23 protein-coding genes and 3 riboswitches are annotated in these 20,870 nt (G+C 43.4%); of the genes, 9 read left to right on the forward strand and 14 right to left on the reverse strand.

Annotation, left to right across the window (positions count from 1 at the left end; translation table 11 throughout):
• Positions 1–2 precede the first annotated feature (2 nt).
• The gene (locus tag V6D42_RS07655) at positions 3–1,694 is read right to left on the reverse strand and encodes a DUF6044 family protein (RefSeq protein WP_333512813.1); all 1,692 of its coding nucleotides are present in this window, start codon (positions 1,692–1,694) and stop codon (positions 3–5) included.
• Positions 1,695–1,931: 237 nt separating this feature from the next.
• Here V6D42_RS07655 and V6D42_RS07660 point away from each other — a divergent pair, with 237 nt between their 5' ends.
• Positions 1,932–2,705, forward strand: coding sequence for a metallophosphoesterase (locus tag V6D42_RS07660; RefSeq protein ID WP_326192000.1), 774 nt, complete (start codon positions 1,932–1,934; stop codon positions 2,703–2,705).
• Positions 2,706–2,727: 22 nt separating this feature from the next.
• On the opposite strand, the gene V6D42_RS07665 is transcribed toward V6D42_RS07660, so the two are convergent.
• Positions 2,728–3,279, reverse strand: a complete 552-nt coding sequence (locus tag V6D42_RS07665) for a YkoP family protein (protein WP_333512814.1) — start codon at positions 3,277–3,279, stop codon at positions 2,728–2,730.
• Between the two features lie 92 nt (positions 3,280–3,371).
• On the opposite strand from V6D42_RS07665, the gene V6D42_RS07670 reads away from it, so the two are divergent.
• A complete protein-coding gene (locus V6D42_RS07670) occupies positions 3,372–4,493 on the forward strand; it encodes an MGDG synthase family glycosyltransferase (protein ID WP_333512815.1) in 1,122 nt (373 codons plus the stop codon).
• Between the two features lie 18 nt (positions 4,494–4,511).
• On the opposite strand, the gene V6D42_RS07675 is transcribed toward V6D42_RS07670, so the two are convergent.
• From V6D42_RS07675 to V6D42_RS07685, 3 genes are all read right to left on the reverse strand, one after another.
• Positions 4,512–4,976: a MarR family winged helix-turn-helix transcriptional regulator gene (locus V6D42_RS07675; protein WP_333512816.1), complete on the reverse strand. Its 465-nt coding sequence runs from the start codon at positions 4,974–4,976 to the stop codon at positions 4,512–4,514.
• 135 nt (positions 4,977–5,111) lie between these two features.
• Positions 5,112–5,294, reverse strand: coding sequence for a hypothetical protein (locus tag V6D42_RS07680; RefSeq protein ID WP_010333975.1), 183 nt, complete (start codon positions 5,292–5,294; stop codon positions 5,112–5,114).
• 87 nt (positions 5,295–5,381) lie between these two features.
• Positions 5,382–5,537 (reverse strand): hypothetical protein, encoded by a 156-nt coding sequence (locus V6D42_RS07685; RefSeq protein ID WP_010333974.1) that lies wholly within the window; start codon positions 5,535–5,537, stop codon positions 5,382–5,384.
• A gap of 192 nt (positions 5,538–5,729) precedes the next feature.
• On the opposite strand from V6D42_RS07685, the gene tnrA reads away from it, so the two are divergent.
• A complete protein-coding gene (tnrA, locus tag V6D42_RS07690) occupies positions 5,730–6,062 on the forward strand; it encodes a MerR family transcriptional regulator TnrA (protein WP_003239028.1) in 333 nt (110 codons plus the stop codon).
• Between the two features lie 43 nt (positions 6,063–6,105).
• Here tnrA and mgtE read toward each other — a convergent pair whose 3' ends face one another.
• The 7 genes from mgtE to ykoG all read right to left on the reverse strand — a co-directional run bounded on the left by mgtE (position 6,106) and on the right by ykoG (position 11,523).
• Positions 6,106–7,461, reverse strand: coding sequence for a magnesium transporter (gene mgtE, locus V6D42_RS07695; protein WP_168747584.1), 1,356 nt, complete (start codon positions 7,459–7,461; stop codon positions 6,106–6,108).
• Positions 7,462–7,478: 17 nt separating this feature from the next.
• The gene (locus V6D42_RS07700) at positions 7,479–7,601 is read right to left on the reverse strand and encodes a hypothetical protein (RefSeq protein ID WP_010333972.1); all 123 of its coding nucleotides are present in this window, start codon (positions 7,599–7,601) and stop codon (positions 7,479–7,481) included.
• A gap of 95 nt (positions 7,602–7,696) precedes the next feature.
• Positions 7,697–7,862: riboswitch (M-box (ykoK) riboswitch) on the reverse strand.
• A 109-nt stretch (positions 7,863–7,971) separates the two neighbouring features.
• Positions 7,972–8,109: a transcriptional regulator SplA domain-containing protein gene (locus V6D42_RS07705; RefSeq protein ID WP_003218541.1), complete on the reverse strand. Its 138-nt coding sequence runs from the start codon at positions 8,107–8,109 to the stop codon at positions 7,972–7,974.
• A gap of 76 nt (positions 8,110–8,185) precedes the next feature.
• The gene (locus V6D42_RS07710) at positions 8,186–8,698 is read right to left on the reverse strand and encodes a PepSY domain-containing protein (RefSeq protein WP_268448663.1); all 513 of its coding nucleotides are present in this window, start codon (positions 8,696–8,698) and stop codon (positions 8,186–8,188) included.
• A gap of 93 nt (positions 8,699–8,791) precedes the next feature.
• Positions 8,792–9,472, reverse strand: a complete 681-nt coding sequence (locus tag V6D42_RS07715) for a PepSY domain-containing protein (RefSeq protein WP_333512817.1) — start codon at positions 9,470–9,472, stop codon at positions 8,792–8,794.
• Positions 9,469–10,833 (reverse strand): sensor histidine kinase, encoded by a 1,365-nt coding sequence (locus tag V6D42_RS07720; RefSeq protein ID WP_333512818.1) that lies wholly within the window; start codon positions 10,831–10,833, stop codon positions 9,469–9,471. Before V6D42_RS07720 ends, V6D42_RS07715 begins: the two co-directional genes overlap by 4 nt.
• Positions 10,834–10,836: 3 nt before the next feature.
• Complete coding sequence (gene ykoG / locus V6D42_RS07725; protein WP_333512819.1) at positions 10,837–11,523, reverse strand: two-component system response regulator YkoG; 687 nt, start codon at positions 11,521–11,523, stop codon at positions 10,837–10,839.
• Between the two features lie 101 nt (positions 11,524–11,624).
• A riboswitch (TPP riboswitch) is annotated at positions 11,625–11,736 on the forward strand.
• 96 nt (positions 11,737–11,832) lie between these two features.
• On the opposite strand from ykoG, the gene V6D42_RS07730 reads away from it, so the two are divergent.
• From V6D42_RS07730 to V6D42_RS07745, 4 genes are read left to right on the forward strand one after another with little or no spacing between them, the layout of a single operon-like run.
• Positions 11,833–12,438, forward strand: a complete 606-nt coding sequence (locus V6D42_RS07730) for a YkoF family thiamine/hydroxymethylpyrimidine-binding protein (RefSeq protein WP_333512820.1) — start codon at positions 11,833–11,835, stop codon at positions 12,436–12,438.
• Positions 12,435–13,034 (forward strand): ECF transporter S component, encoded by a 600-nt coding sequence (locus V6D42_RS07735; RefSeq protein ID WP_333512821.1) that lies wholly within the window; start codon positions 12,435–12,437, stop codon positions 13,032–13,034. Before V6D42_RS07730 ends, V6D42_RS07735 begins: the two co-directional genes overlap by 4 nt.
• Positions 13,021–14,664 (forward strand): ABC transporter ATP-binding protein, encoded by a 1,644-nt coding sequence (locus tag V6D42_RS07740; RefSeq protein WP_333512822.1) that lies wholly within the window; start codon positions 13,021–13,023, stop codon positions 14,662–14,664. The genes V6D42_RS07735 and V6D42_RS07740 overlap by 14 nt, the downstream gene beginning before the upstream one ends.
• Positions 14,639–15,403, forward strand: coding sequence for a CbiQ family ECF transporter T component (locus V6D42_RS07745; protein WP_333512823.1), 765 nt, complete (start codon positions 14,639–14,641; stop codon positions 15,401–15,403). The genes V6D42_RS07740 and V6D42_RS07745 overlap by 26 nt, the downstream gene beginning before the upstream one ends.
• Positions 15,404–15,436: 33 nt before the next feature.
• On the opposite strand, the gene V6D42_RS07750 is transcribed toward V6D42_RS07745, so the two are convergent.
• Positions 15,437–16,270: an STAS domain-containing protein gene (locus tag V6D42_RS07750; protein WP_333512824.1), complete on the reverse strand. Its 834-nt coding sequence runs from the start codon at positions 16,268–16,270 to the stop codon at positions 15,437–15,439.
• A 222-nt stretch (positions 16,271–16,492) separates the two neighbouring features.
• On the opposite strand from V6D42_RS07750, the gene isp reads away from it, so the two are divergent.
• Positions 16,493–17,452, forward strand: a complete 960-nt coding sequence (gene isp, locus V6D42_RS07755; protein WP_024121126.1) for a serine protease Isp — start codon at positions 16,493–16,495, stop codon at positions 17,450–17,452.
• 131 nt (positions 17,453–17,583) lie between these two features.
• Positions 17,584–17,739: riboswitch (SAM riboswitch) on the forward strand.
• Between the two features lie 128 nt (positions 17,740–17,867).
• Entirely contained in the window at positions 17,868–20,156 is a 2,289-nt protein-coding gene (gene metE, locus V6D42_RS07760; protein WP_333512825.1) for a 5-methyltetrahydropteroyltriglutamate--homocysteine S-methyltransferase, read from the forward strand.
• 36 nt (positions 20,157–20,192) lie between these two features.
• Here the strand turns inward: metE and V6D42_RS07765 are convergent, their stop codons facing one another.
• Positions 20,193–20,819 (reverse strand): histidine phosphatase family protein, encoded by a 627-nt coding sequence (locus V6D42_RS07765; protein WP_333512826.1) that lies wholly within the window; start codon positions 20,817–20,819, stop codon positions 20,193–20,195.
• Between the last annotated feature and the right edge of the window lie 51 nt (positions 20,820–20,870).

The raw sequence follows: 20,870 nt of genomic DNA on the forward strand, positions 1-20,870 counted from the left end.
CCTTATTTTGTTTCGTATAAATAAATGCGCCAGGCGGAGTCTTTATGGTCAAATGTTTTCACGAGCGCCAGGTGGTTTTGATCAGCGTTCATGATGGGAACCGAAGAAAAAATATATCGTCCGCCCATTTGTTTAAACACATCTGTATTTAATTCAAGATGATTGATTGTTTTCTTTGAATTCTTTTTAAAGTCATATCGTTTGCCAAGCTCATCGACGAACAGATAGCAGCGGCTCCCCCATTCATCAAAGTACCGTTTCAATTGGGCGTTTTTTTCGAGCTCTTTTTCAATGATTTTTCTAAATTCATATTTATATGAGAGCGGGTACAGGTTGTTATATGTATCTAAGGTGTAAAAGCCGTTGTACTGGGCAATAGACGGATGCAGACCGATACTCGCCACCCTGTACGAATCTTGCGGGCGCCCGATATACTCCTTAATCTCTTTGAATTGGTCAGACGCGTAAAATTCGCGAAATGTCGGCGCGTTGTAGTGAACGCCATACGTATACTCCTCATTAAATGGCGCCAGCACCATCAGCTGCGCAGTAACTGCCGCATATACGAGCCATTGCCACTTCTTCCCCATTCGCCAAATGAGGTACAAAGCGAGCGCAAAACTCATGTAGATTACCAGCGGGCGCAAAAAATGAAAACGGGCAAAATTGAATTCGGCTAAAAATGCAAATTTCTGCTTTGGAACAGCCCATATTTTGTTGAACCAAAACGCATACCACAGTGAAAGCGCATAATTCAGTACGCAGAGAAAAAGATAAACGTTTTCTTCCCTTGTCCGATTTCGTTTGAACAGCACAGCAAAAAATACGAGTAATAAGATTGGAAGAATCACAACGGTATGAACTGTCATGACATGGTTATGGCCGTAGACAAAGTTTTTGACGGATAAACGCAGAGAGTGCCATACATCATGCCTTGATGAAATAAATTCAATCCGGTGCATCGGCGCGTGTGAAATCACCATCGAATAGACAAGCCGATACTCGACAAAAAGATAAATACTTGTCATAAAAGCGATGCTGCCTAAAAAAATGAAATTCCATTTTCTTTTTGTGATGACATCATACAGCCAGAAGCATGCCATCCCAGCCAAGAAAAAGAAGAAGCCTAATACAAAGCTTGAATACAGCGGCAGCAAACCGAGCGTCAGCCATTCTCTCCATGAGATATCCCCTTTTCGGATGTTCAAAAAAGCCCACAGCGCCAAAGGGTATCCAAGCGTGCTCAGCATTCCAGAAGGCCAAAAAGGCGTTAAGGCAAATGCGAGCGATACGCCAATTCGGATCAATGCCGCTTTCTGCTCCGGAATCACATGTTTCTTCAGCAGCACATACATTCCGAAAAAAGCCACAACTCTCGTAATGGTCTGGCTTACCGCATAGGCGGTCATAGAAGAAAACAACGCGTGCAGCCAAACAATTCCGCTCCACTCGGTGCCGAACGCATCCCGGGGCAGCCCGTTAATGATTTGCGGAATGGCCGCATCCACTTTGCCGATGATTTCTCCGCTGTCGGCCAGCACCTTATACCACGCGATATTAGAATCCAAATTATCGTGTACGCGAATATGGGCGTCTTCCTTCAAAATAAAAAGCGGGGACACATACAGCAAAAGGAGAAATAAAGCCATCAAAAGATAATAGGTTTCTTTTTTGTGTCGTCTTAATCGTAACATCCCTAACACATCCATCTGTTATTCTGACTTCTATCGGGCATGTCTGCCTCACGTGTCAAAATTTATTATCCCTTTTCCCTTCTAAAACATTCATCAAATGTCAATCCTTTCTGCATTTTTCAAACTGGTCTTCAACCCATTAATTCCCGCTATCCATAAGGCTGGACCACTTACTATACTGGTAGAAGGGAGGGGATACATGTGTCCATCTTACTTTCATTGGTCATACTGGCTGTTATGCCATTTATATATAAAGCAAACCGCAACACAAAAGATGTGAAGGTCAACACGATTTCAATTGATCAGCAAGACGGCCTTCCAGCAAGAAAAAAACTGAATATCCTTCATTTATCGGATCTTCATTTAGAAAATATTTCTGTATCGCCTGATGAGCTTTATCGTTTAACAAATAATCAACCTGTAGACATCATTGCTCTTACCGGAGATTTTCTGGACCGGAAACGAAATATTCCAAAGCTGGCCGGCTACTTGCAGGCCTTGCAAAAACTGAAGCCTGCGTATGGAATGTACGCGGTATTTGGCAACCATGATTATGTATTAAAAGAAAAGGACTTTCAAAGATTAAAGCGAGTGCTCGAGGAAAATGGATGCATGACGCTTCAAAATGAACATGTTCACATCAATACTGATGCAGGACCTGTTAATATTATTGGAATTGACGATTACAGTACGAATCGCAGTAAAATCACAAACTCTTATAAAGGTCTTGAAAATGGCTATCACCTTGTACTGACACATGATCCGAACATTATATTAGAGATGGAGGATATTCATTTTGACTACCTGTTATCAGGCCATTTTCATGGAGGGCAAATCCACTGGCCAAAGCCATATCATTTGGTGAAAATGGGCAAGCTTGTACGCATGAATATGATTAAAGGCCTTCATTATCACCACGATAAACCGTTTTATATCAGTGAAGGTTTAGGACAAACTGGCGTTAATATCCGTGTAGGAAGCCGCCCGGAAGTGACTTTCCATCAAATTTAAAAAGACTGTGCTGACCATGGCATCAGTCTTTTGTTTGATAGGTGTGCTGAAGCTTTTCTTTCGAGATAAACAAATAGGATGAATCCGGTAAATTCCGCAAGCTCACTGGCTTTGCCGTTAAATATAAGATTGGCATATGGGTAATTTTTTTAAAAGATCTGTAAAAAGGATTGACCGGGGTTACCACATCAAAGCCGAGTCTTTCTACCCCTTTATCAAGCATTGTAATGCCAATAATTCCTTTGATTTTTTCGCTTTTTTTATGATTGTTGATATACTCCAGCAGCATCGGCATTGATTGATATACTTTTTGATAAATGATGATTCCTTTTCTGACCGCGCTTTCAATGCTTCGCAGCTCTCTGACCAGCTTGATGTTGTGCAGATGGATTTTAACGAGCACATCGTTTTTTCTTATATGGGTTCCGTCACTCAGCACGACATGATGCCCTTTGTATTTTGTCAGTCTGACTCGAAAGACGCATTTTTGCTCATCATCAATCAAGGTCAGCCTCGAAAAAAAGAAATAAATTGGGTCAATTACTCTCCAAATGGAAAGGAAACAGGTTTTCATCTCTTCACCTTCCTTATCAGCAAAAAAACACCCTTATATTTTGTGATGATTCTCCCCAAAATATAGTTGCCATATTTTTAAGGAGGACAGACATGACAAACATTCTCATTTTTCCTTTTTTAAGTATTTCCACCGGGCATCATCATGTCGCTGATACCCTGAAGACTGATCTGGAATTTAAAGGGCTGCATTCAGAAAAGATCGATATCTTCTCTCATACGTATAAACGCTTAGAACAATTGTCCTCCTCAGCTTATTTAAAATGGATTCAATATGTTCCGAAAACGTACAGCGGAATATACAAGCTTCTCGCTTGCAGAGATTGTAAGAAGGTCAGGCGCTATGCCATGTATGAATGGCTGTTTATGCAAAGCATGAGACAGATTCTCAAAGAAAAACAGCCTGATATCGCCTTCTGCACGCATGCCCTGCCTTCTTACCTGCTGAACCGGCTAAAACCGGAATATCCAAACATGACCATCGTAAATGTATACACGGATTTTTTTGTGAATCAAGTATGGGGGCGGAAGAACATTGACTACCACTTTGTCCCGATCATGGATATTAAGAAGCAGCTCATGTCCGAAGGAATCAACCAAGAAAAAATATTTTTGACCGGCATTCCCGTTCACCGGGCTTTTGAAACAGGAACTGCAGACACCTGTCAGCATCGTCCGCCTTATACTGTCATGATCACAGGCGGCAGTATGGGAGTCGGAGGTATTTTTAAGCTGGTTCAGGAGCTGTCGCCAGGCGGAAATATCTTATACAAAATATTATGCGGCAGAAACGAAAAGCTCTACCGCTATGTTAAAAGTTTACAACATCCTTTTATTGAGGCGATCCCTTACCTTCACAGCAAAGCAGAAATGAACCGGCTGTACGCAGAGGCCTCAGGCGTCATGACAAAGCCAGGAGGCGTAACCATCAGTGAATGCTTAAAGAAAAGGCTTCCGGTATTTATCTATCATGCGCTGCCGGGCCAGGAGGAAATGAATGTGAACCTGTTAAAAGAACGGCAGCTTGTTACAGATATAAGAAACTGGGATATGAAGCGGGCAGAAGAGCGCATTTTCGCATTTTTTCAATCAAATGAACGTGCAGCAGCAGAAAAGCGTATCAGCAGGTATCTTGGCCAAATGTGCGACCTGAAGATTGAGGAGGTTTTAAACAGGATATTAGATGAATGTGTACATAAAAAAACACTCTCCTGAAAAGAGAGTGTGGAATGGCTAACGAAACAGTAAATGCTGGCTGTGGATGCCTGCTTTCTTCAGCAGGAAGATCAGCTGGTCCTGCTCATCAGACGAAAGGCCTGAAAACGCTCTCGCTATACGGAGCGCATGAATTGGATAGATCTTATCCAAATACTCATTCCCTTTATCGGTGAGATGCGCGTAAACAGAGCGTTTATCTTTCGGGTCCTGCTCCCTGACTAAAAACCCGTTTCTTTCTAGCTTGTCAATGACATATGTGACGTTTCCGCTTACAAGCAGAAGTCTCGACCCAATTTGCTGTAATTTTTGCGGGCCTCTCGTATACAAAAGTTCCAGTACGGCAAATTCTGTGGGATTGAAGCCGTGCTCTTTGCTGTCACGGATGCTGTGTTCAGACACACTTTTGAAAGCCCTTGCAAAAACTCTGTACAAATTCATCGCACGCTCAACTTCTTCTTCGTTAAACGATAATCTCATCATATCTACCCCGTATATAGAATTTTTATAAAAAAATAATGAAAACCCTTACATATAATAAGAGTTTAATGCCCTTATTATTTTTATTCGCTATAATTCGAGAAATTCCTTTTTAGGAAACAAAAAAAACCTTATACGTTATTTTGTATAAGGATTTTTTTGGTGATATGGAATGCTGCGAAAGAAGTATGCGTATTCCTTTCGCAATTCAGAAAGTGTCATTTTGTTCATTACTTCTTTATTATAAACTCCGATTTGAAAGAGTTTTTCTGAATAATGGCTTCGTTCTTTTTCTAATGCTGATTTCAATAAATTACTCATAGCGTCCTCCTTCATTTTGAGGTATCCTTTTCATAAGATACTCTTTTTAAATGAACGTGGTATGAATCTAGTGTAAAGAATTTATGTTTACGAAGATTTTCGGTAAAGTCCGTTTTGAACTGATCTTAAAAGCTGAAAAGCATGTTCTCCGGCAAGCTGCATAAACGTTTCAAGCATTTCATCCCGTTTCATATCCAACTCGATTATTTCCTTTGCCAATGAGACCGCTTTTTCTTCCTCCATGATTATCCTTCCTCCTCATTAATCTTTACATATAGGATAAAGCGCGCTTATAGGTTACGCATCATTCTTGTTAATTTTTCTGCCGTATTTTTTCAAAAATCTGTTATTTCATGTTAGAAAATATAACAAGCGTCAGGTTTTTTCTCTATGTTTTTTATATACTATTATCAAAAGACATCCAGGGGTGGAAAAATGACCACAGAAGATCATTCTTATAAAGACAAAAAAGTGATTTCGATTGGGATTGTCAGTGAATTGACAGGATTGTCCGTAAGACAGATCAGATATTATGAGGAGCGGAAGCTGATTTATCCGCAGCGTTCTTCAAGGGGAACGAGAAAATATTCTTTTGCAGATGTCGAGCGGCTGATGGATATCGCCAACAAACGCGAAGACGGCGTGCAGACGGCTGAAATTCTAAAAGATATGCGCAAAAAAGAACAAATGGTAAAAAACGATCCGCAAGTGCGGAAAAAAATGCTGGAGGGGCAGCTTAATGCTCACTTTAGGTACAAAAACCGATAAACGATAAAAGTCCGCCTCGCAATCTGAGACGGACTTTTATCGTTTATAATGAGTGAATGAATGCAGTTGCAATACCAAAATAAATTAATAAAGACAAGATATCATTTAGCGTCGTAATGAGCGGGCCTGACGCAATGGCCGGGTCTACATTCAGTCTGTGCAGAATAATGGGGATGATCGTTCCAGACATCGTGCCGATAATTAAGGTCAGCAGCAGTGAAGAGCCGACAACAAATCCTAAAAGCACATTCCCCTGCCATATGATGGCGATCACCGTAATTAAGACAGAGCAGACGGCACCGATATAAATACTCGTTCTGAGCTCCCGAAAAATCAGTTTCATAATCGTTTTTTTATTCATTTCTTCTTTAGATAAACCTCTGATGACAACCGCGAGAGACTGTGTTCCTGTATTCCCTGTCATCCCTGACACCATCGGCATAAAGAATGCCAGCGCCACGACCTGCTTCAGCGTATCTTCAAAATAGCTCATGATGCTGCCTGAAATCAGCCCAATGAACAAAAGCAGGATCAGCCATGGAAGGCGGCGGTATGCTGCAACATATGCTTTTGTATCGAAGGTAATGGCTTTACCTGAAGCGGCGAATTTTTCGTAATCCTCATCAGCTTCCCGAATGACGACATCGATGATATCATCGACCGTCACGATCCCGACAAGCACATTGTTTTCTTCCACGATCGGAATCGCTAAGAAATCGTAACGTTCAATCAGCCGCGCCACTTCTTCCTGATCTTGAAGCGCGTCTGCTGCAATGACACGGGTAAACATCAAGTCTTGCACCTTTTCTTCCGGTTCCCCGAGAATCAAATCGCGATATGACAGAACGCCGACAAGCTGCTTACTGTCATTTATGACATATAAGTAGTTGATAGACTCTGCGATTTCCGCGAAACTTTTTAGTTTGACGACCGCGTCTTTTACCGTGTAATGCTGAGGAATCCACACATAACGGTTGGTCATCATGCGCCCCGCTGAATCAGCCGGGTAATTCATAAGGAGCTGAACGGCTTTTGACTCTGAGGCCTCCATGCTGGATAAAAGCTGATCCTTCAGTTCTTCATCCATTTCTTCAAGCAATTGAGCGAGGTCATCGTTGTCCATTTTGTTCATCGCAAGTGTTGCTTTTGTTTTTCCGACTTTATTTAAGACGGCTAGCTGAAATTCCCGTTCCAGTTCGCCGATCATATCAGTAATATCATCAACAGTTAAATAAGATAAATAGCGGGCGCGGTGTTTTTCCGGCATTTCTTTAAAAATAAACGCCATATCATAGGGCTGAAGCTCATCAATAACACTTCTGAAATCCCTAATTTTTCCGTCTCGCAATAATATAATAATGCGTAAAATGAGTTCGTCATAGGTCATGTTTTGAACCATTGGGACTCGTACCTCCTCTACGGAGACGTGCCGGCCTCGCCAGAAGGTGCGGCAAATCGTCTCCTCATCGTGTGATCAATTGTCTCGCTGTCATAGTATATGGGTACTTCTTCAGATTGACTCGAATGGGGAGAATCCATACTCCGCACCTCCTTTTTGTTCAGCATTTCGTTTTCAAGGCATAAAAAAAGCCTTCTGGATTGAAGGGGAAAGAAGCACGGCAAAAAAAGCGTGCGGGCGCCTTCAATCGTAGAGCTTTAGCACTGTATGGCATAGGAGCAATATCCAGCTGCATTAAAAATCACCTTATGTCGATGATTTCTGTTGACCCATTGGCGTCTTTGGACATTTTTGGGCAGCAGCGTATCTCCATACAGGAGCCTCACCTAACGAAGTTCGTAATTGAATTGACACACTGAGATTACAGAAAAAAACAAGCTATGTCAACTTAAAAAAGTTATTAATGCGTTTCCACCTCATCAGATGAAATAAAATAAGGGCCATAAGCCCTTATTCTGTTGTTTGCGTCTCATCATCTTCAGAAAGCAAATGATAGGTTTCATGAAGAAATAAGGCGTACTCCCCTTCCTTCGTCGGATGTGGAACATACTCAGCCTGATTGATGTATTGTTCTTCTTTCTTTTCCATGTGCTTCGCCTCCTTTACTCATTAGATTCTCCAAAAAACCGTTCGTTATCATGAAAAAAACCCCGCTTGTGCGGGGTTAGTCGTCTAATTCCTGTTTAATGATACGTCCGTCCTTTGCAGAGATGTCAAATTCTGCTTCAGTCCCTTGTTTCGTTTGAACCTCAATTTCGTAGATGTACGCACCATCATCTTCATCCAGCTTGCTTTCTGTGACGGTTCCAGCTGTTTGCTTTAGAGCAATCTGTTCTGCTTCTTCTTTTGTCAAAACAACTTGCTCTTTTTTCTCTTTTAACGGGTCATTGAGAGCTTGTTTGGTCTTAATATCCACATAAACATCATAATCTTCGCCGTCTTTTTCGATTTCAACTTCATAAGCTTCTTTGCCGTTATAGATGTCTCTGTCGATGTCATCCACTGTTCCGTCAACAACTGTTTTGGCAATGGACTCCGCTTCTTGTTCAGTAAGTCCCCCAGTTCCAGAAACAGACTGTGTATGTTCATTATTTTCTTTCGCAAGCGCGTTGTAGCTGAATCCCCCGGCCGCTAAACAACCTGCTAATATGCCTATCATCCATCTTTTCTTCAGCATATGTGATTCCTCCCTTGTTTTGTTATGAGTTCAGTTTACACACTCAACATGAAAGGAAAACGAGAGAAAGATGAGAATTTGATGAGAAAACCATTAGTCTTCATAGATAATATTAGAAACTTTGCCGGTATAGGCATTTATTTTCACTGTAGCTTCCTTGTCATTCGGGAGATCAACATCTACTTCAAACAGGAGAGTGCCTTCGCTTTCCTCCAAATCGGCGTCATCTGCTTTTCCTCCAGCTTCACGCTCTGCGATGGCTTTTGCCTCTTTTTCCGAAATTGTTGTCTTTTGTTTGTCTTTGCTGCTGATTTTATCAGCGGACACCACCGCTTTTGTTTTTATATCTACCTTCACTTCGTATGTTTCCCCATTATTTTTTTGAATGGTATACACCGCAATACCGTGTTTTCGCTTGTGTTTCTTGACGGTGCCCGGTACCCGCACCAGAGCAAGCTGCTCAGCTTCTTTTTCTGTCATGTCAGCTGTGTTCGTCTCTTTCACTCTGTTCATTGACAATATGTCGCCCGATTTAGCATCAGCTTTCAGAAAATAAATTCCTTTTGGATTTTCCAGAGTCATTTCATACGTTTTTTTATCATTGGATCGCGTCACTTTTGTGATGTCGCCTCCATAGGAGGCTTCTACTTTTTTTATGACTGCCTCCTTTGACAGCACGTCCTCATGGGTCTGCTGAATGATAAGAACCGCGCAGATGACAATGGCTAAAACGGCTGCCGCCGCAGCAGCTCCTGTTTTCATACGTTTTGTCATAGCGCTCCCCCATCCTGTTCTCTAAATTGCATTGTGACATTTGTTCCCTGTCCCGGTTTGCTTTTTACAGACAGGTCAATGCCATGCTCATCGGCAATATGTTTCGCAATGGATAGACCTAAACCCGTTCCGCCTGTTTTGCGGTTACGCGCCTCATCCGCCCGGTAAAAACGTTCAAACAGACGCGGGAGATGCTCCTCAGGTATGCCGATTCCTTCATCCCTTACAGACAAAAACGGCCGGCTGTTTTTGGTTCCTGCTGAAATCACAATGCCCTTGTCACTATACTTTATGGCATTATCAAGCAAAATCGTCAGCAGCTGCTTTATGCGTTCTTCATCTGCCGTTACAAGCAAATGCTCTTTGCCCGTATCGAGAAAAATGTCGCGTTTATAAACCGGCTGGAGTGTTTGTATGACGGCGCGCGACATTTCGATCAGGTCAACCGTTTTCAGATTAAGCTCCAGTTCTTTATGGCTCTTGGCCAGCGTAAGCAGCTGATTGGTCAGTTTTTTCATATGAACCGCTTCCGAATGAATGGCTTCAATGGATTCCTCAAGCACTTCAGGCCTTTTTGCCCCCCAGCGTTTCATTAGATTGCTGTAGCTTTCAATAATGGTGAGCGGGGTTTTCAGCTCGTGTGAAGCGTCTTGGACGAATTGCTGCTGTTTGTCGTAGTGATCTTTCAGCATGCTCGCCATCTCATTAAATGTCAGCCCCATTTGATATAATTCGTCGTGCGACTGTCCTTCCAGAGAAATTGTTTTGAATGCTTTTTCTCTCTGGATGTCTTTCATCGTTGTCACCAATTGTCTGATTGGATTGATGATGTGGCGGGCGAGTAAGCTGCCGGCAAAGAAGGAAGCGATACAGACCGCTGCGCTGGCCGCAATTAAAATAATTTTTAGCAGAAAAAGACTTTCTTCTGTATGCTCCAGCCTTTCCACGAGCTGAAGAGATACGACTTGTCCATCTGTCCAGATAACTGGGACAGCAGCTGCTGCAAACAGTTTGCCTTCATGCTTTGTCACGTCTGTCGTTTCTCCGCTGTGAAAAGACAGAGGGAAGTCTTTATATGCTTTTTCCTTGGTGATGGTCATAACGGCTTTCTGATCCGCATTCACTATCCGTACCATTCCGTTTGCCGGAAGATACGCCTGCAGCATATCCTGCAGAGCCACTCCTTGTGTTTCGGCGGTGTGAAGAGCTTCGGCGATATTGTCCGTTTCATCGGCAAGACGGGCTGCATCCTTTGAGGTGAGTGCCGATGAAAAAATGAGATAGACCGCAGTATGGACCAACATTAATAAAATCAACAGCCAAATAGATGTATAAAGATGAATCTTAGTCTTCAGCTTCATCATTTACCCCCTAATGGTATAGCCGACTCCGCGCACGGTATGAATCAGCTGTTTTTCGTAAGGATAGTCTAATTTTTTTCTGATATACCTTATGTACACGTCGACGACATTTGTATCACCGATGTAATCAAACCCCCATACAGAGCTGAGAATTTGCTCCCTCGTCAGCACTTGTTGCGGATGCTTCAGCATATAGACGAGCAAATCAAATTCCCGGGGCGTTAATTCAACTTCTTTGTCTCCCCGTCTGACTTCACGTGTTTTCTCGTTTACTTGCAAATCGTCATATGTCAAAAATGTGCCGATATCCTCTGTTTTGCTTCCGGTTTGGCGGAGTGCCGCTCTGATTCTGGCAAGCAATTCTTCAATTTCAAACGGCTTGGTGACATAGTCATTCGCACCGATGTCCAGCCCTGTTACCTTATCTGGAATGCTGTCGCGGGCGGTTAATAAAATAACCGGTGTTCCTTGATCTGTTTTCCTAAGCCGGCGCAGCACTTCAAGCCCGCTCATCCCTGGCAGCATGACATCAAGCAGCAGCAGGGAATACGAACCTTCGGCGGCCGCGTCAAGCCCTTCAGTGCCATTATATTTGATGGTCACGCTGTATCCTTCATATTCCAATTCAAGCTGAAGGACCCTGGCGATTTTTTCTTCATCTTCCACAATTAATATGTGCCCTTTTTCCAAATCCGATCATCCTCTCATGTTCCTATATGAAAAAAATGATTTCATTGTTTACAAAATGATTCTTATCATCTATTATGATGTCAAAATAAAAAATTGTATACGGAAAGCACTAGGGGTGCTGTTATGGCTGAGATAAAGCGCGAAAAAACGCGCTTTGATCCCTTATGACCCGATCTGGATAATACCAGCGTGGGGAAGTGCAGGTTGACCGAAAGGTGTATTTTTTCGTGCGCTTACTCGATCTATGACTGCATATTCCCTAAGGATATGCAGTTTTTTATTTTACCAAAAAAACAGGAGGTCAGAGAAATGGACAACTTATGCGGTACAAGCAGAATCGCCGGTTTTCGGTTCTCTTTATACCCAATGACGGATGATTTTATCAGTGTGATCAAGTCTGCGCTGAAAAAAACCGATACGTCAAAGGTTTGGACAAAAACCGATCATATCAGCACAGTTTTGCGCGGATCGATCGAGCATGTATTCGACGCCGCCAAAGCCATCTACCTTTATGCAGCAAATAGCGAAAAACACATCGTTATGAACGGGACGTTTTCCATCGGCTGCCCCGGCGATACACAAGGAGATACATTTCTGACAGCAAATGAAAAGCGTGTCAACGAAGAATTTGTCCATACCCTGAAAGCAGAGGCTCCATGCCAATTTGCACTTTATCCGATGAATGAGCCGGATTATATGGACATCATCATGAAAGCTGTTGAAATTGCTAAGGCTGACGGCACCTTTGTACAGGGTGTTCATTACGCAAGCGAGCTAGACGGAGATGCACACGACGTGTTCCGAACGCTGGAAGCCGCTTTCCGCTTGGCACATCAGCAAACAACACACGTCACAATGACCGTGAACTTCTCGGCAAACAGTCCATCAAGAAAACAGAAAGCAGGGATAAAATGAAAAACTGGAAAGTAAAAGAGATTGTCATCATGTCTGTAATCAGTATTGTATTTGCCATTGTTTATTTAGTATTCACTCATTTTGGAAACGTACTTGCAGGGATGTTCGGGCCCATCGCTTATGAACCGATATACGGCATTTGGTTTATCGTGTCGGTGATTGCCGCGTACATCATTCGCAAACCGGGGGCAGCCCTTGTATCTGAAGTCATCGCAGCTCTCGTTGAATGTTTGCTGGGAAATCCTTCAGGCCCGATGGTTATCGTGATCGGCGTTGTTCAAGGTCTCGGAGCAGAAGCAGTATTTCTTGCGACACGCTGGAAAGCATATTCCCTTCCTGTGCTGCTTCTAGCGGGTATGGGGTCATCGGTGGCCAGCTTTATTTATGATCTCTTTGTTTCCGGTTATGCGGCGTATTCACCAGGCTACCTGCTTATTATGCTTGTGATCCGTCTCGTTTCAGGTGCGGTTCTAGCCGGACTTCTCGGAAAAGCTGTCAGCGATTCTCTCGCATTTACGGGCGTCTTAAATGGAATGGCGCTGGGAAAGGAACTGAAAAAGAAACGGAAACGGGTATCAAATCATGCAAGCCTATAATCAGTTACTTTCGGTTGACCGGCTTCGTTTTTCATATGAAGAAAACGAGAAACCGATTTTTCAAGAGATAACGTTTGATCTCCTAAAAGGAGAATGCGCTTTATTGTTAGGGCCGAGCGGATGCGGAAAAAGCTCGCTTGCCCTCTGTTTAAACGGACTTTACCCCGAAGCTTGTGACGGGGTGTTGTCCGGGCATGTATTCTTATTTCAAAAACCGATCACTGATGATGAAACCTCTGAAACGATCGCTCAGCATGTCGGAGTCGTCTTTCAGGACCCTGATCAGCAGTTTTGTATGCTGACAGTGGAGGATGAAATCGCCTTCGGATTGGAAAACTTGCAAGTTCCTCAAGAAGAAATGGCAGAGAAAATTGATGCGGTTTTGGATAAATTACACATCTCTCATTTAAAGAAAAGCACAATTTCTACTCTGTCAGGGGGACTGAAGCAAAAAGTCGCGCTCGCCTGTATTTTGGCGATGGAGCCTGAGCTCATTATTCTGGATGAACCGACTTCCCTTTTAGATCCTTATTCAGCGCGGGAATTCGTTCAAATGATCAAAGAGCTTCAGCAGGAAAAAGGCTTCGGCCTTCTCGTCATCGAACATCAGCTTGATGAGTGGGCGCCTTGGGTTGAAAGAACAATCGTACTGGATGGAGCAGGCAAGAAAGCCTTAGACGGGAAGACTAAGGATATGTTTCAGCATCATTCAAACATGTTAAGAACAATGGGAATCGCTGTGCCAAAAATTTGTGACTTACAAGAAAATGTGATTATACCGTTTACATTGTCAAAGGAAACGCTGTTCAAGGAACCCTTCCCTGCTGGGCATACTGAAGAAGCTGTGGTTCTTTCTGCTGAACATACAGTGCAGGTCAAGAACTTATCGTTTTCAAGAGGACAGCAGACCATTTTCAAAGACATCAGTTTTTCATTGCGTGCAGGCTCTTTGACGGCACTTGTCGGGCCAAACGGCACAGGAAAATCTACGCTGTTATCTGTTCTCGCCCGTTTGCTCAAAGCGAATAGCGGCAAGATTCTTCTGCATGATAAGCCGCTGGAGTCTTACAAAGAAAAAGAGCTTCGTAAACAATTGGGGTTTGTTTTCCAAAATCCAGAGCACCAGTTTGTGACTGATACAGTATATGATGAGCTGCTGTTCGGCCATACGGCAAATGCCGAAACCGAGAAAAGAGCGCAGAATCTGCTGCAACGCTTCGGTCTTGCACATTTGGCGGACCACCATCCGTTTGCGATCAGCCAAGGACAAAAACGGCGGCTGAGTGTCGCTACCATGCTGATGCATGATGTAAAGGTCTTGCTTTTAGACGAACCGACCTTTGGCCAAGACGCCAAAACAGCGGCTGAATGTATGGAGATGATTCACCATATCCGGGCAGAAGGCACCGCTGTTCTTATGATCACACACGATATGGAGCTTGTATCTTCATATGCTGACAGCGTGCTTGTGCTTCACGACACACATTTGGCCTTTGACGGAACACCGGAACAATTATTTACTAAGGAAGCTGAGCTCGTCCAAAAAGCAAAGCTCACCCTCCCCCTTCGATATGAATGGATGACATACCAGCAGGAGGTGCGTGATGAAGCAGCCGTTACATCTCATTAACCCGGCAGTAAAAGCAGCGGCGGTTTTTTGCTGTGTCGTCATGCTGTCGTTTATTTACAATCCTTACACACCGGCATGCTTTTATATCATAATTGTTGCGGGTGTCCTATTTGCGGCCAGAATCCCATTGAAAAAATGGCTTTTGTTCACGATTCCGTTTTTGATTTTAGCATTCGGCTGTGTATGGACAGCCGCTGTTTTCGGCAAAATTCCCACGACTGCAGATAATGTTCTGTTCCAAGCCGGCCCTTTTTCGATCAACAGTGAAAATGTGGCTGTCGGCATCTCGCTCGGGTTTCGGATTTTGTGCTTTTCTGCCTTATCGATGATGTTTGTTTTTACAACCGATCCAATTCTATTTATGCTGAGTCTTGTGCAACAGTGTAAGCTGTCCCCAAAGCTCGCGTATGGCGTCATTGCCGGATTTCGTTTTCTCCCTCTGTTAAAAGAGGAGGTCCAGCTGATCCAGCAGGCACATAAAATCCGAGGCGGGGCGGCGGAAAATGGCTTAAAAGAAAAAATAAGCGCGTTAAAGCGCTATACAATCCCGCTATTAGCAAGTGCGATCAGAAAAGCGGAACGAACAGCTCTTGCGATGGAATCAAAAGGATTTACAGGCAGCCGAAATCGGACGTATTACCGGTCGCTTACCGTCAGACTGCGCGACTGGCTGTTCTTTTTCATCGTTCTCTTGTTATTCGCAGGATCTTTTCTTGTGTCTTTATGTTTTACCTCATAAAAAAAGCCGCTATGTTGAATAGCGGCTTTCTCATTATTGATGATAGTTCAATGCTCGGGCAAGATTGGTTTTAATATTAATGTTCGTAAAATCAATTCCAAGCTGTACAGCGGTTTGCGCGATTTCTGGCCTGATTCCAGACAATGTGGATCTGACACCGATTAAAGTAAGCGCCTCAATTAATTTAAAGATTTGATGCGCCACCATTGTATCCACAACGACGACACCTGAAAGATCGATTAACAGATGCTCAATGCGTCTTTTCGCACATGCATTAAGCGTGTTCTCGAGAATAAACTTTGCCCGTTCAGTATCAATATCACCGACAAGCGGCAGCAGAGCTGTCGTTTTGCTCAGAGTAATGACAGGAGAACTTAATTCCAGTATCATTTCTCTCTGGGCATTTAATTGCTGTTTTGCATTCGATTCAGCGTGATCGACGAATGTATAAATGGTAAAATCAAAAACTTTCACAATCAAATTAGCCCATTTTTGTTTCTCACCCGGTCCAAATGCCGACTCGTTTTCTTTTGCGAATTTCTCAAAATACTTCGTATATAATCTTCGGTTTCTCATAAACTCACGGATCACATATTGCACCGGGGTATCGAGATGTTTTTGATCATTCGTCAGCTCAATAACCCATTGTTGAAATTCATCGAGAAATTGTTTTTCCGGTAAAACATACATGTAATTCAGATGCCGGTAGAACTCTCTGTCCTGCTCTTTCAGCTCCTCGGTTACAGTTGCATTATGTAAGGCATAAATTGAATTCGGATCGCTTTCCTCCATTGTGTCAATCCATTCCTCGGCCATTTGTTCTACATTCTCAGAAAAAAACGCAAATATTTTTTCATTCAGTTTCATCACACTGCTCCTTTCCCAACTTCTATTATAACTTGACTGACAGCTGAATCCCAGTCATACACGCTAAACCCACCCATTATTTTGAAAATTACTAATCCATTGGATTGTATCCTATTTTTTCAAAATGCTTCAAACGACTCTGTCCGAGCGGCTGTTTTTTTCATATAATGTGAGATAACACCCTTGTATCCACTTGCAGGCATAAAAAAGGAGGGCTTTTTTATGAATGGTGAAATCCGCTTGATCCCGTATGTCACGAATGAGCAGATCATGGATGTGAACGAGCTTCCTGAGGGTATTAAAGTGATTAAGGCGCCAGAAGTGTGGGCAAAAGGGGTAAAAGGCAAAGATGTAAAAATTGCTGTATTGGACACCGGCTGCGATACAAGCCATCCAGATTTGAAAAACCAAATCATCGGCGGCAAGAATTTCACAGATGATGACGGCGGCAAGGAAGATGCCATTTCCGACTACAACGGACACGGCACTCACGTTGCCGGAACGATTGCGGCTAACGATTCAAACGGCGGCATCGCCGGAGTCGCGCCTGAGGCAAGCCTTTTAATTGTAAAGGTGCTTGGCGGTGAAAACGGCAGCGGAAAGTACGAATGGATTATTAACGGCATTAACTATGCTGTTGAGCAAAAGGCTGATATCATCTCAATGTCCCTTGGCGGACCGAGCGATGTGCCTGAACTGGAGGAAGCGGTCAAAAACGCCGTCAAAAACGGAGTGCTAGTCGTTTGTGCCGCGGGAAATGAAGGTGACGGCGACGAACGCACAGAGGAGCTTTCCTATCCTGCTGCGTATAATGATGTGATTGCGGTTGGATCTGTTTCAGTAGCGCGAGAATCGTCAGAATTTTCAAACGCTAACAAAGAAATTGATCTTGTTGCACCTGGTGAAAACATTTTATCCACTCTTCCCAACAAGAAATACGGGAAGCTGACGGGCACTTCAATGGCTGCCCCTCATGTCAGCGGAGCGCTTGCTTTAATTAAAAGCTTTGAAGAAGAATCTTTTCAAAGAGAACTTTCTGAATCTGAGCTTTATGCGCAGCTGATCCGCAGGACACTTCCGCTCGATATCGCAAAAACATTAGCGGGAAATGGATTCCTGTATTTAACTGCTCCTGATGAGCTGTCGGAGAAAGCAGAGCAGTCACATTTACTGACCCTATAATATTATTTTTCTCATATAATATACACCGTAATTTGTAAAATAAAATTTAAAATCTTTGTTGACAATGAATTTGAATTGCTGTTAAGATTACCAACAAATGATTCAACTTTTCAAAAAATTAATAACATTTTCTCTTATCGAGAGTTGGGCGAGGGATTGGCCTTTTGACCCCAACAGCAACCGACCGTAATTCCATTGTGAAATGGGGCGCACTGATTTTCGCGCCGAGATTTATATCTCTTAAGGCACGGTGCTAATTCCATCAGATTGTTTCTGAGAGATGAGAGAGGCTATATGTTTTGTAAAAAAGCCTCTTTCTCTCATGGGAAAGGGGCTTTTTAGCTGTGAGAAAACCTCTTAATACCCTGTATCCACGGGTCAACAAGAGTGTTTTACATATAAAGGAGGAGAAACAATGACAACAATCAAAACATCGAATCTAGGATTCCCAAGAATCGGACTGAACAGAGAATGGAAAAAATCGCTTGAAGCGTATTGGGAAGGAAACAGCGATAAAGATACGTTTTTGAACCAAATCGATGAATTATTCTTATCCGCAGTGAAAACGCAAATTGACCAGCAGATTGATGTTGTGCCTGTTTCTGATTTCACACAGTATGATCACGTTCTTGACACGGCGGTCAGCTTCAACTGGATCCCGCAACGCTTCAGACACCTGACTGACCGTACAGATACATACTTCGCCATCGCCCGCGGAATAAAAGACGCCGTATCAAGTGAAATGACAAAATGGTTTAATACAAATTACCATTACATCGTGCCTGAATATGACGAGAGCCTAGAGTTCCGCCTGACAAGAAACAAACAGCTTGAAGATTACCGCCGAATCAAACAGGAGTACGGCGTTGAAACAAAACCTGTTATCGTCGGCCCTTATACGTTCGTCACGCTTGCAAAAGGCTACGAGCCATCTGAAGCCAAAGCAATTCAAAAGCGCCTCGTTCCTTTATATGTTCAGCTTTTAAAAGAGCTTGAAGAAGAAGGCGTAAAATGGGTTCAAATCGATGAGCCTGCGCTTGTCACCGCTTCCGCAGAGGATGTACGCGGCGTAAAAGAATTATTCGAAAGCATCACAAATGAGCTCTCTTCCTTGAATGTACTTTTGCAAACGTATTTCGATTCTGTTGATGCTTATGAGGAGCTCATTTCTTATCCTGTACAGGGCATCGGGCTTGATTTCGTTCATGATAAGGGCAGAAACCTGGAACAGCTTAAGACACACGGCTTTCCGAAAGATAAAGTGCTGGCAGCCGGCGTTATAGACGGCCGCAACATTTGGAAAGCGGATCTTGAAGAACGCCTCGATGCCGTGCTTCATATCCTCAGCCTCGCACAGGTTGATGAACTGTGGATCCAGCCTTCCAGCAGCCTGCTTCATGTCCCGGTAGCGAAACATCCAAACGAGCATTTGGAACAGGATCTGCTGAACGGATTGTCCTACGCAAAAGAAAAGCTGGCCGAGCTGACAGCTTTAAAAGAAGGCTTAGTATCAGGCAAAGCCGCCATCAGTGAGCAAATACAGCAGGCGAAAGCTGATATTTTAGCGCTTAAACAATTTGCAACAGGCGCGAATTCTGAACAAAAGAAAGAGCTGGAGCAGTTAAGCGATAAAGACTTCAAGCGCCCGATTCCGTTTGAAGAACGTTTATCCTTGCAAAATGAATCTCTCGGCCTCCCGCTTTTGCCGACGACTACGATCGGAAGTTTCCCGCAGTCTGCTGAAGTGCGCAGCGCACGCCAAAAATGGCGGAAAAACGAGTGGTCTGATGAACAATACCAAAACTTTATCAATGCGGAGACGAAAAGATGGATTGATATTCAGGAAGAATTGGATCTTGATGTTCTTGTTCACGGTGAATTCGAACGGACAGACATGGTCGAATACTTCGGTGAAAAGCTGGCCGGCTTTGCCTTCACAAAATACGCTTGGGTTCAATCATACGGCTCACGCTGTGTCCGCCCGCCAGTAATTTATGGAGATGTAGAGTTTATTGAACCGATGACAGTAAAAGATACTGTATACGCTCAATCGTTAACATCCAAGCATGTAAAAGGAATGCTGACTGGGCCTGTTACGATTTTAAATTGGTCTTTCCCTCGGAACGATATCTCGAGAAAAGAAATCGCGTTCCAAATCGGACTCGCCCTTCGCAAAGAAGTAAAAGCGCTTGAAGACGCAGGCATTCAAATCATTCAAGTCGATGAGCCAGCCCTGCGCGAAGGCCTTCCGTTAAAAACCCGCGATTGGGATGAATATTTGACTTGGGCGGCAGAAGCATTCAGATTAACCACTTCTTCCGTGAAAAACGAGACGCAAATTCATACGCATATGTGCTACAGCAACTTTGAAGACATTGTCGATACGATCAATGACCTGGACGCGGATGTCATTACAATCGAGCACAGCAGAAGCCACGGAGGATTTTTGGATTACTTAAAAGAGCATCCGTATTTGAAAGGACTCGGTCTTGGTGTTTATGACATTCACAGTCCCCGTGTCCCGTCAACTGAAGAAATGTACAACATTATCGTTGATGCGCTTGCTGTATGTCCGACTGACCGTTTCTGGGTAAATCCTGACTGCGGTTTAAAAACAAGACAGCAGGAAGAAACAGTCGCAGCCTTAAAAAATATGGTTGAAGCGGCGAAACAGGCAAGAGCCAAGCAGACACAGCTTGTATAAGATGAAAACCATCTGCATGTGCAGATGGTTTTTCTTCTAAAAAACGGGAATCGGTTTTCGATGCTCCCCATCCCCTTCTTTTAAAATATCGGCTGTTCCGTTTTTATCAAATGCCACAAGGCTCAAAGACGTATCATGTATGTAAGCGGAGTTCCATATGTCATGAATGCCTCTTCCCTTTATGATATTTAACAGCATCAATATAAAGACAGAATGGGTAACCAGAAGAACATTCCCGGAAGAATGGCTGTTTAAAATTGATTGGAGAGCCAGTCTTACCCGGCTTTCAAGGTCAAAAAAACTTTCACATCCCGGCTGGCGATATGCTTCAGGATTCTGAAAATAAGCATGAAAAAGATCAGGTTCGTCTCTTTCAATATCCTCTTGTTTTTTCCCTTCCCAAGGCCCCAGTGACATCTCTCTGAATATACGATCTTTCACCAGCGGCAGGCGGCGCGATCCCACTATGGCTTTTGTCGTCTCTTCTGTCCGCTTGCTCGGGCTGATGTAAACCTGATTGAATTCAATATCCTTCAGCCGTTTTCCAAGAGCACGGGCGTTGTACAGTCCAAGTTCTGTTAGACTAGAATCCAGTAAGCCCTGCATCCTTTTTTCTACGTTCCAATGCGTCTGTCCATGCCTGGCAATATACAAATGCAGCATATGCTCCCCTCCCTTTTTTCATCTTAGCAAATTCCCCAAATATTTTGTTTA

The organism is Bacillus sp. 0909A, from assembly GCF_036765115.1.
Taxonomy (GTDB): Bacteria; Bacillota; Bacilli; order Bacillales; family Bacillaceae; genus Bacillus; species Bacillus mojavensis.

Bases quoted from the DNA above. Each gene is read 5' to 3' on its own strand.
- V6D42_RS07655 (WP_333512813.1), bottom strand. From the start codon at position 1,694: ATGTTACGATTAAGACGACACAAAAAAGAAACCTATTATCTTTTGATG.
- V6D42_RS07660 (WP_326192000.1), top strand. From the start codon at position 1,932: ATGCCATTTATATATAAAGCAAACCGCAACACAAAAGATGTGAAGGTC.
- V6D42_RS07665 (WP_333512814.1), bottom strand. From the start codon at position 3,279: ATGAAAACCTGTTTCCTTTCCATTTGGAGAGTAATTGACCCAATTTAT.
- V6D42_RS07670 (WP_333512815.1), top strand. From the start codon at position 3,372: ATGACAAACATTCTCATTTTTCCTTTTTTAAGTATTTCCACCGGGCAT.
- V6D42_RS07675 (WP_333512816.1), bottom strand. From the start codon at position 4,976: ATGATGAGATTATCGTTTAACGAAGAAGAAGTTGAGCGTGCGATGAAT.
- V6D42_RS07680 (WP_010333975.1), bottom strand. From the start codon at position 5,294: ATGAGTAATTTATTGAAATCAGCATTAGAAAAAGAACGAAGCCATTAT.
- V6D42_RS07685 (WP_010333974.1), bottom strand. From the start codon at position 5,537: ATGGAGGAAGAAAAAGCGGTCTCATTGGCAAAGGAAATAATCGAGTTG.
- tnrA (WP_003239028.1), top strand. From the start codon at position 5,730: ATGACCACAGAAGATCATTCTTATAAAGACAAAAAAGTGATTTCGATT.
- mgtE (WP_168747584.1), bottom strand. From the start codon at position 7,461: ATGGTTCAAAACATGACCTATGACGAACTCATTTTACGCATTATTATA.
- V6D42_RS07700 (WP_010333972.1), bottom strand. From the start codon at position 7,601: ATGGATTCTCCCCATTCGAGTCAATCTGAAGAAGTACCCATATACTAT.
- V6D42_RS07705 (WP_003218541.1), bottom strand. From the start codon at position 8,109: ATGGAAAAGAAAGAAGAACAATACATCAATCAGGCTGAGTATGTTCCA.
- V6D42_RS07710 (WP_268448663.1), bottom strand. From the start codon at position 8,698: ATGCTGAAGAAAAGATGGATGATAGGCATATTAGCAGGTTGTTTAGCG.
- V6D42_RS07715 (WP_333512817.1), bottom strand. From the start codon at position 9,472: ATGACAAAACGTATGAAAACAGGAGCTGCTGCGGCGGCAGCCGTTTTA.
- V6D42_RS07720 (WP_333512818.1), bottom strand. From the start codon at position 10,833: ATGAAGCTGAAGACTAAGATTCATCTTTATACATCTATTTGGCTGTTG.
- V6D42_RS07730 (WP_333512820.1), top strand. From the start codon at position 11,833: ATGGACAACTTATGCGGTACAAGCAGAATCGCCGGTTTTCGGTTCTCT.
- V6D42_RS07735 (WP_333512821.1), top strand. From the start codon at position 12,435: ATGAAAAACTGGAAAGTAAAAGAGATTGTCATCATGTCTGTAATCAGT.
- V6D42_RS07740 (WP_333512822.1), top strand. From the start codon at position 13,021: ATGCAAGCCTATAATCAGTTACTTTCGGTTGACCGGCTTCGTTTTTCA.
- V6D42_RS07745 (WP_333512823.1), top strand. From the start codon at position 14,639: ATGAAGCAGCCGTTACATCTCATTAACCCGGCAGTAAAAGCAGCGGCG.
- V6D42_RS07750 (WP_333512824.1), bottom strand. From the start codon at position 16,270: ATGAAACTGAATGAAAAAATATTTGCGTTTTTTTCTGAGAATGTAGAA.
- isp (WP_024121126.1), top strand. From the start codon at position 16,493: ATGAATGGTGAAATCCGCTTGATCCCGTATGTCACGAATGAGCAGATC.
- metE (WP_333512825.1), top strand. From the start codon at position 17,868: ATGACAACAATCAAAACATCGAATCTAGGATTCCCAAGAATCGGACTG.
- V6D42_RS07765 (WP_333512826.1), bottom strand. From the start codon at position 20,819: ATGCTGCATTTGTATATTGCCAGGCATGGACAGACGCATTGGAACGTA.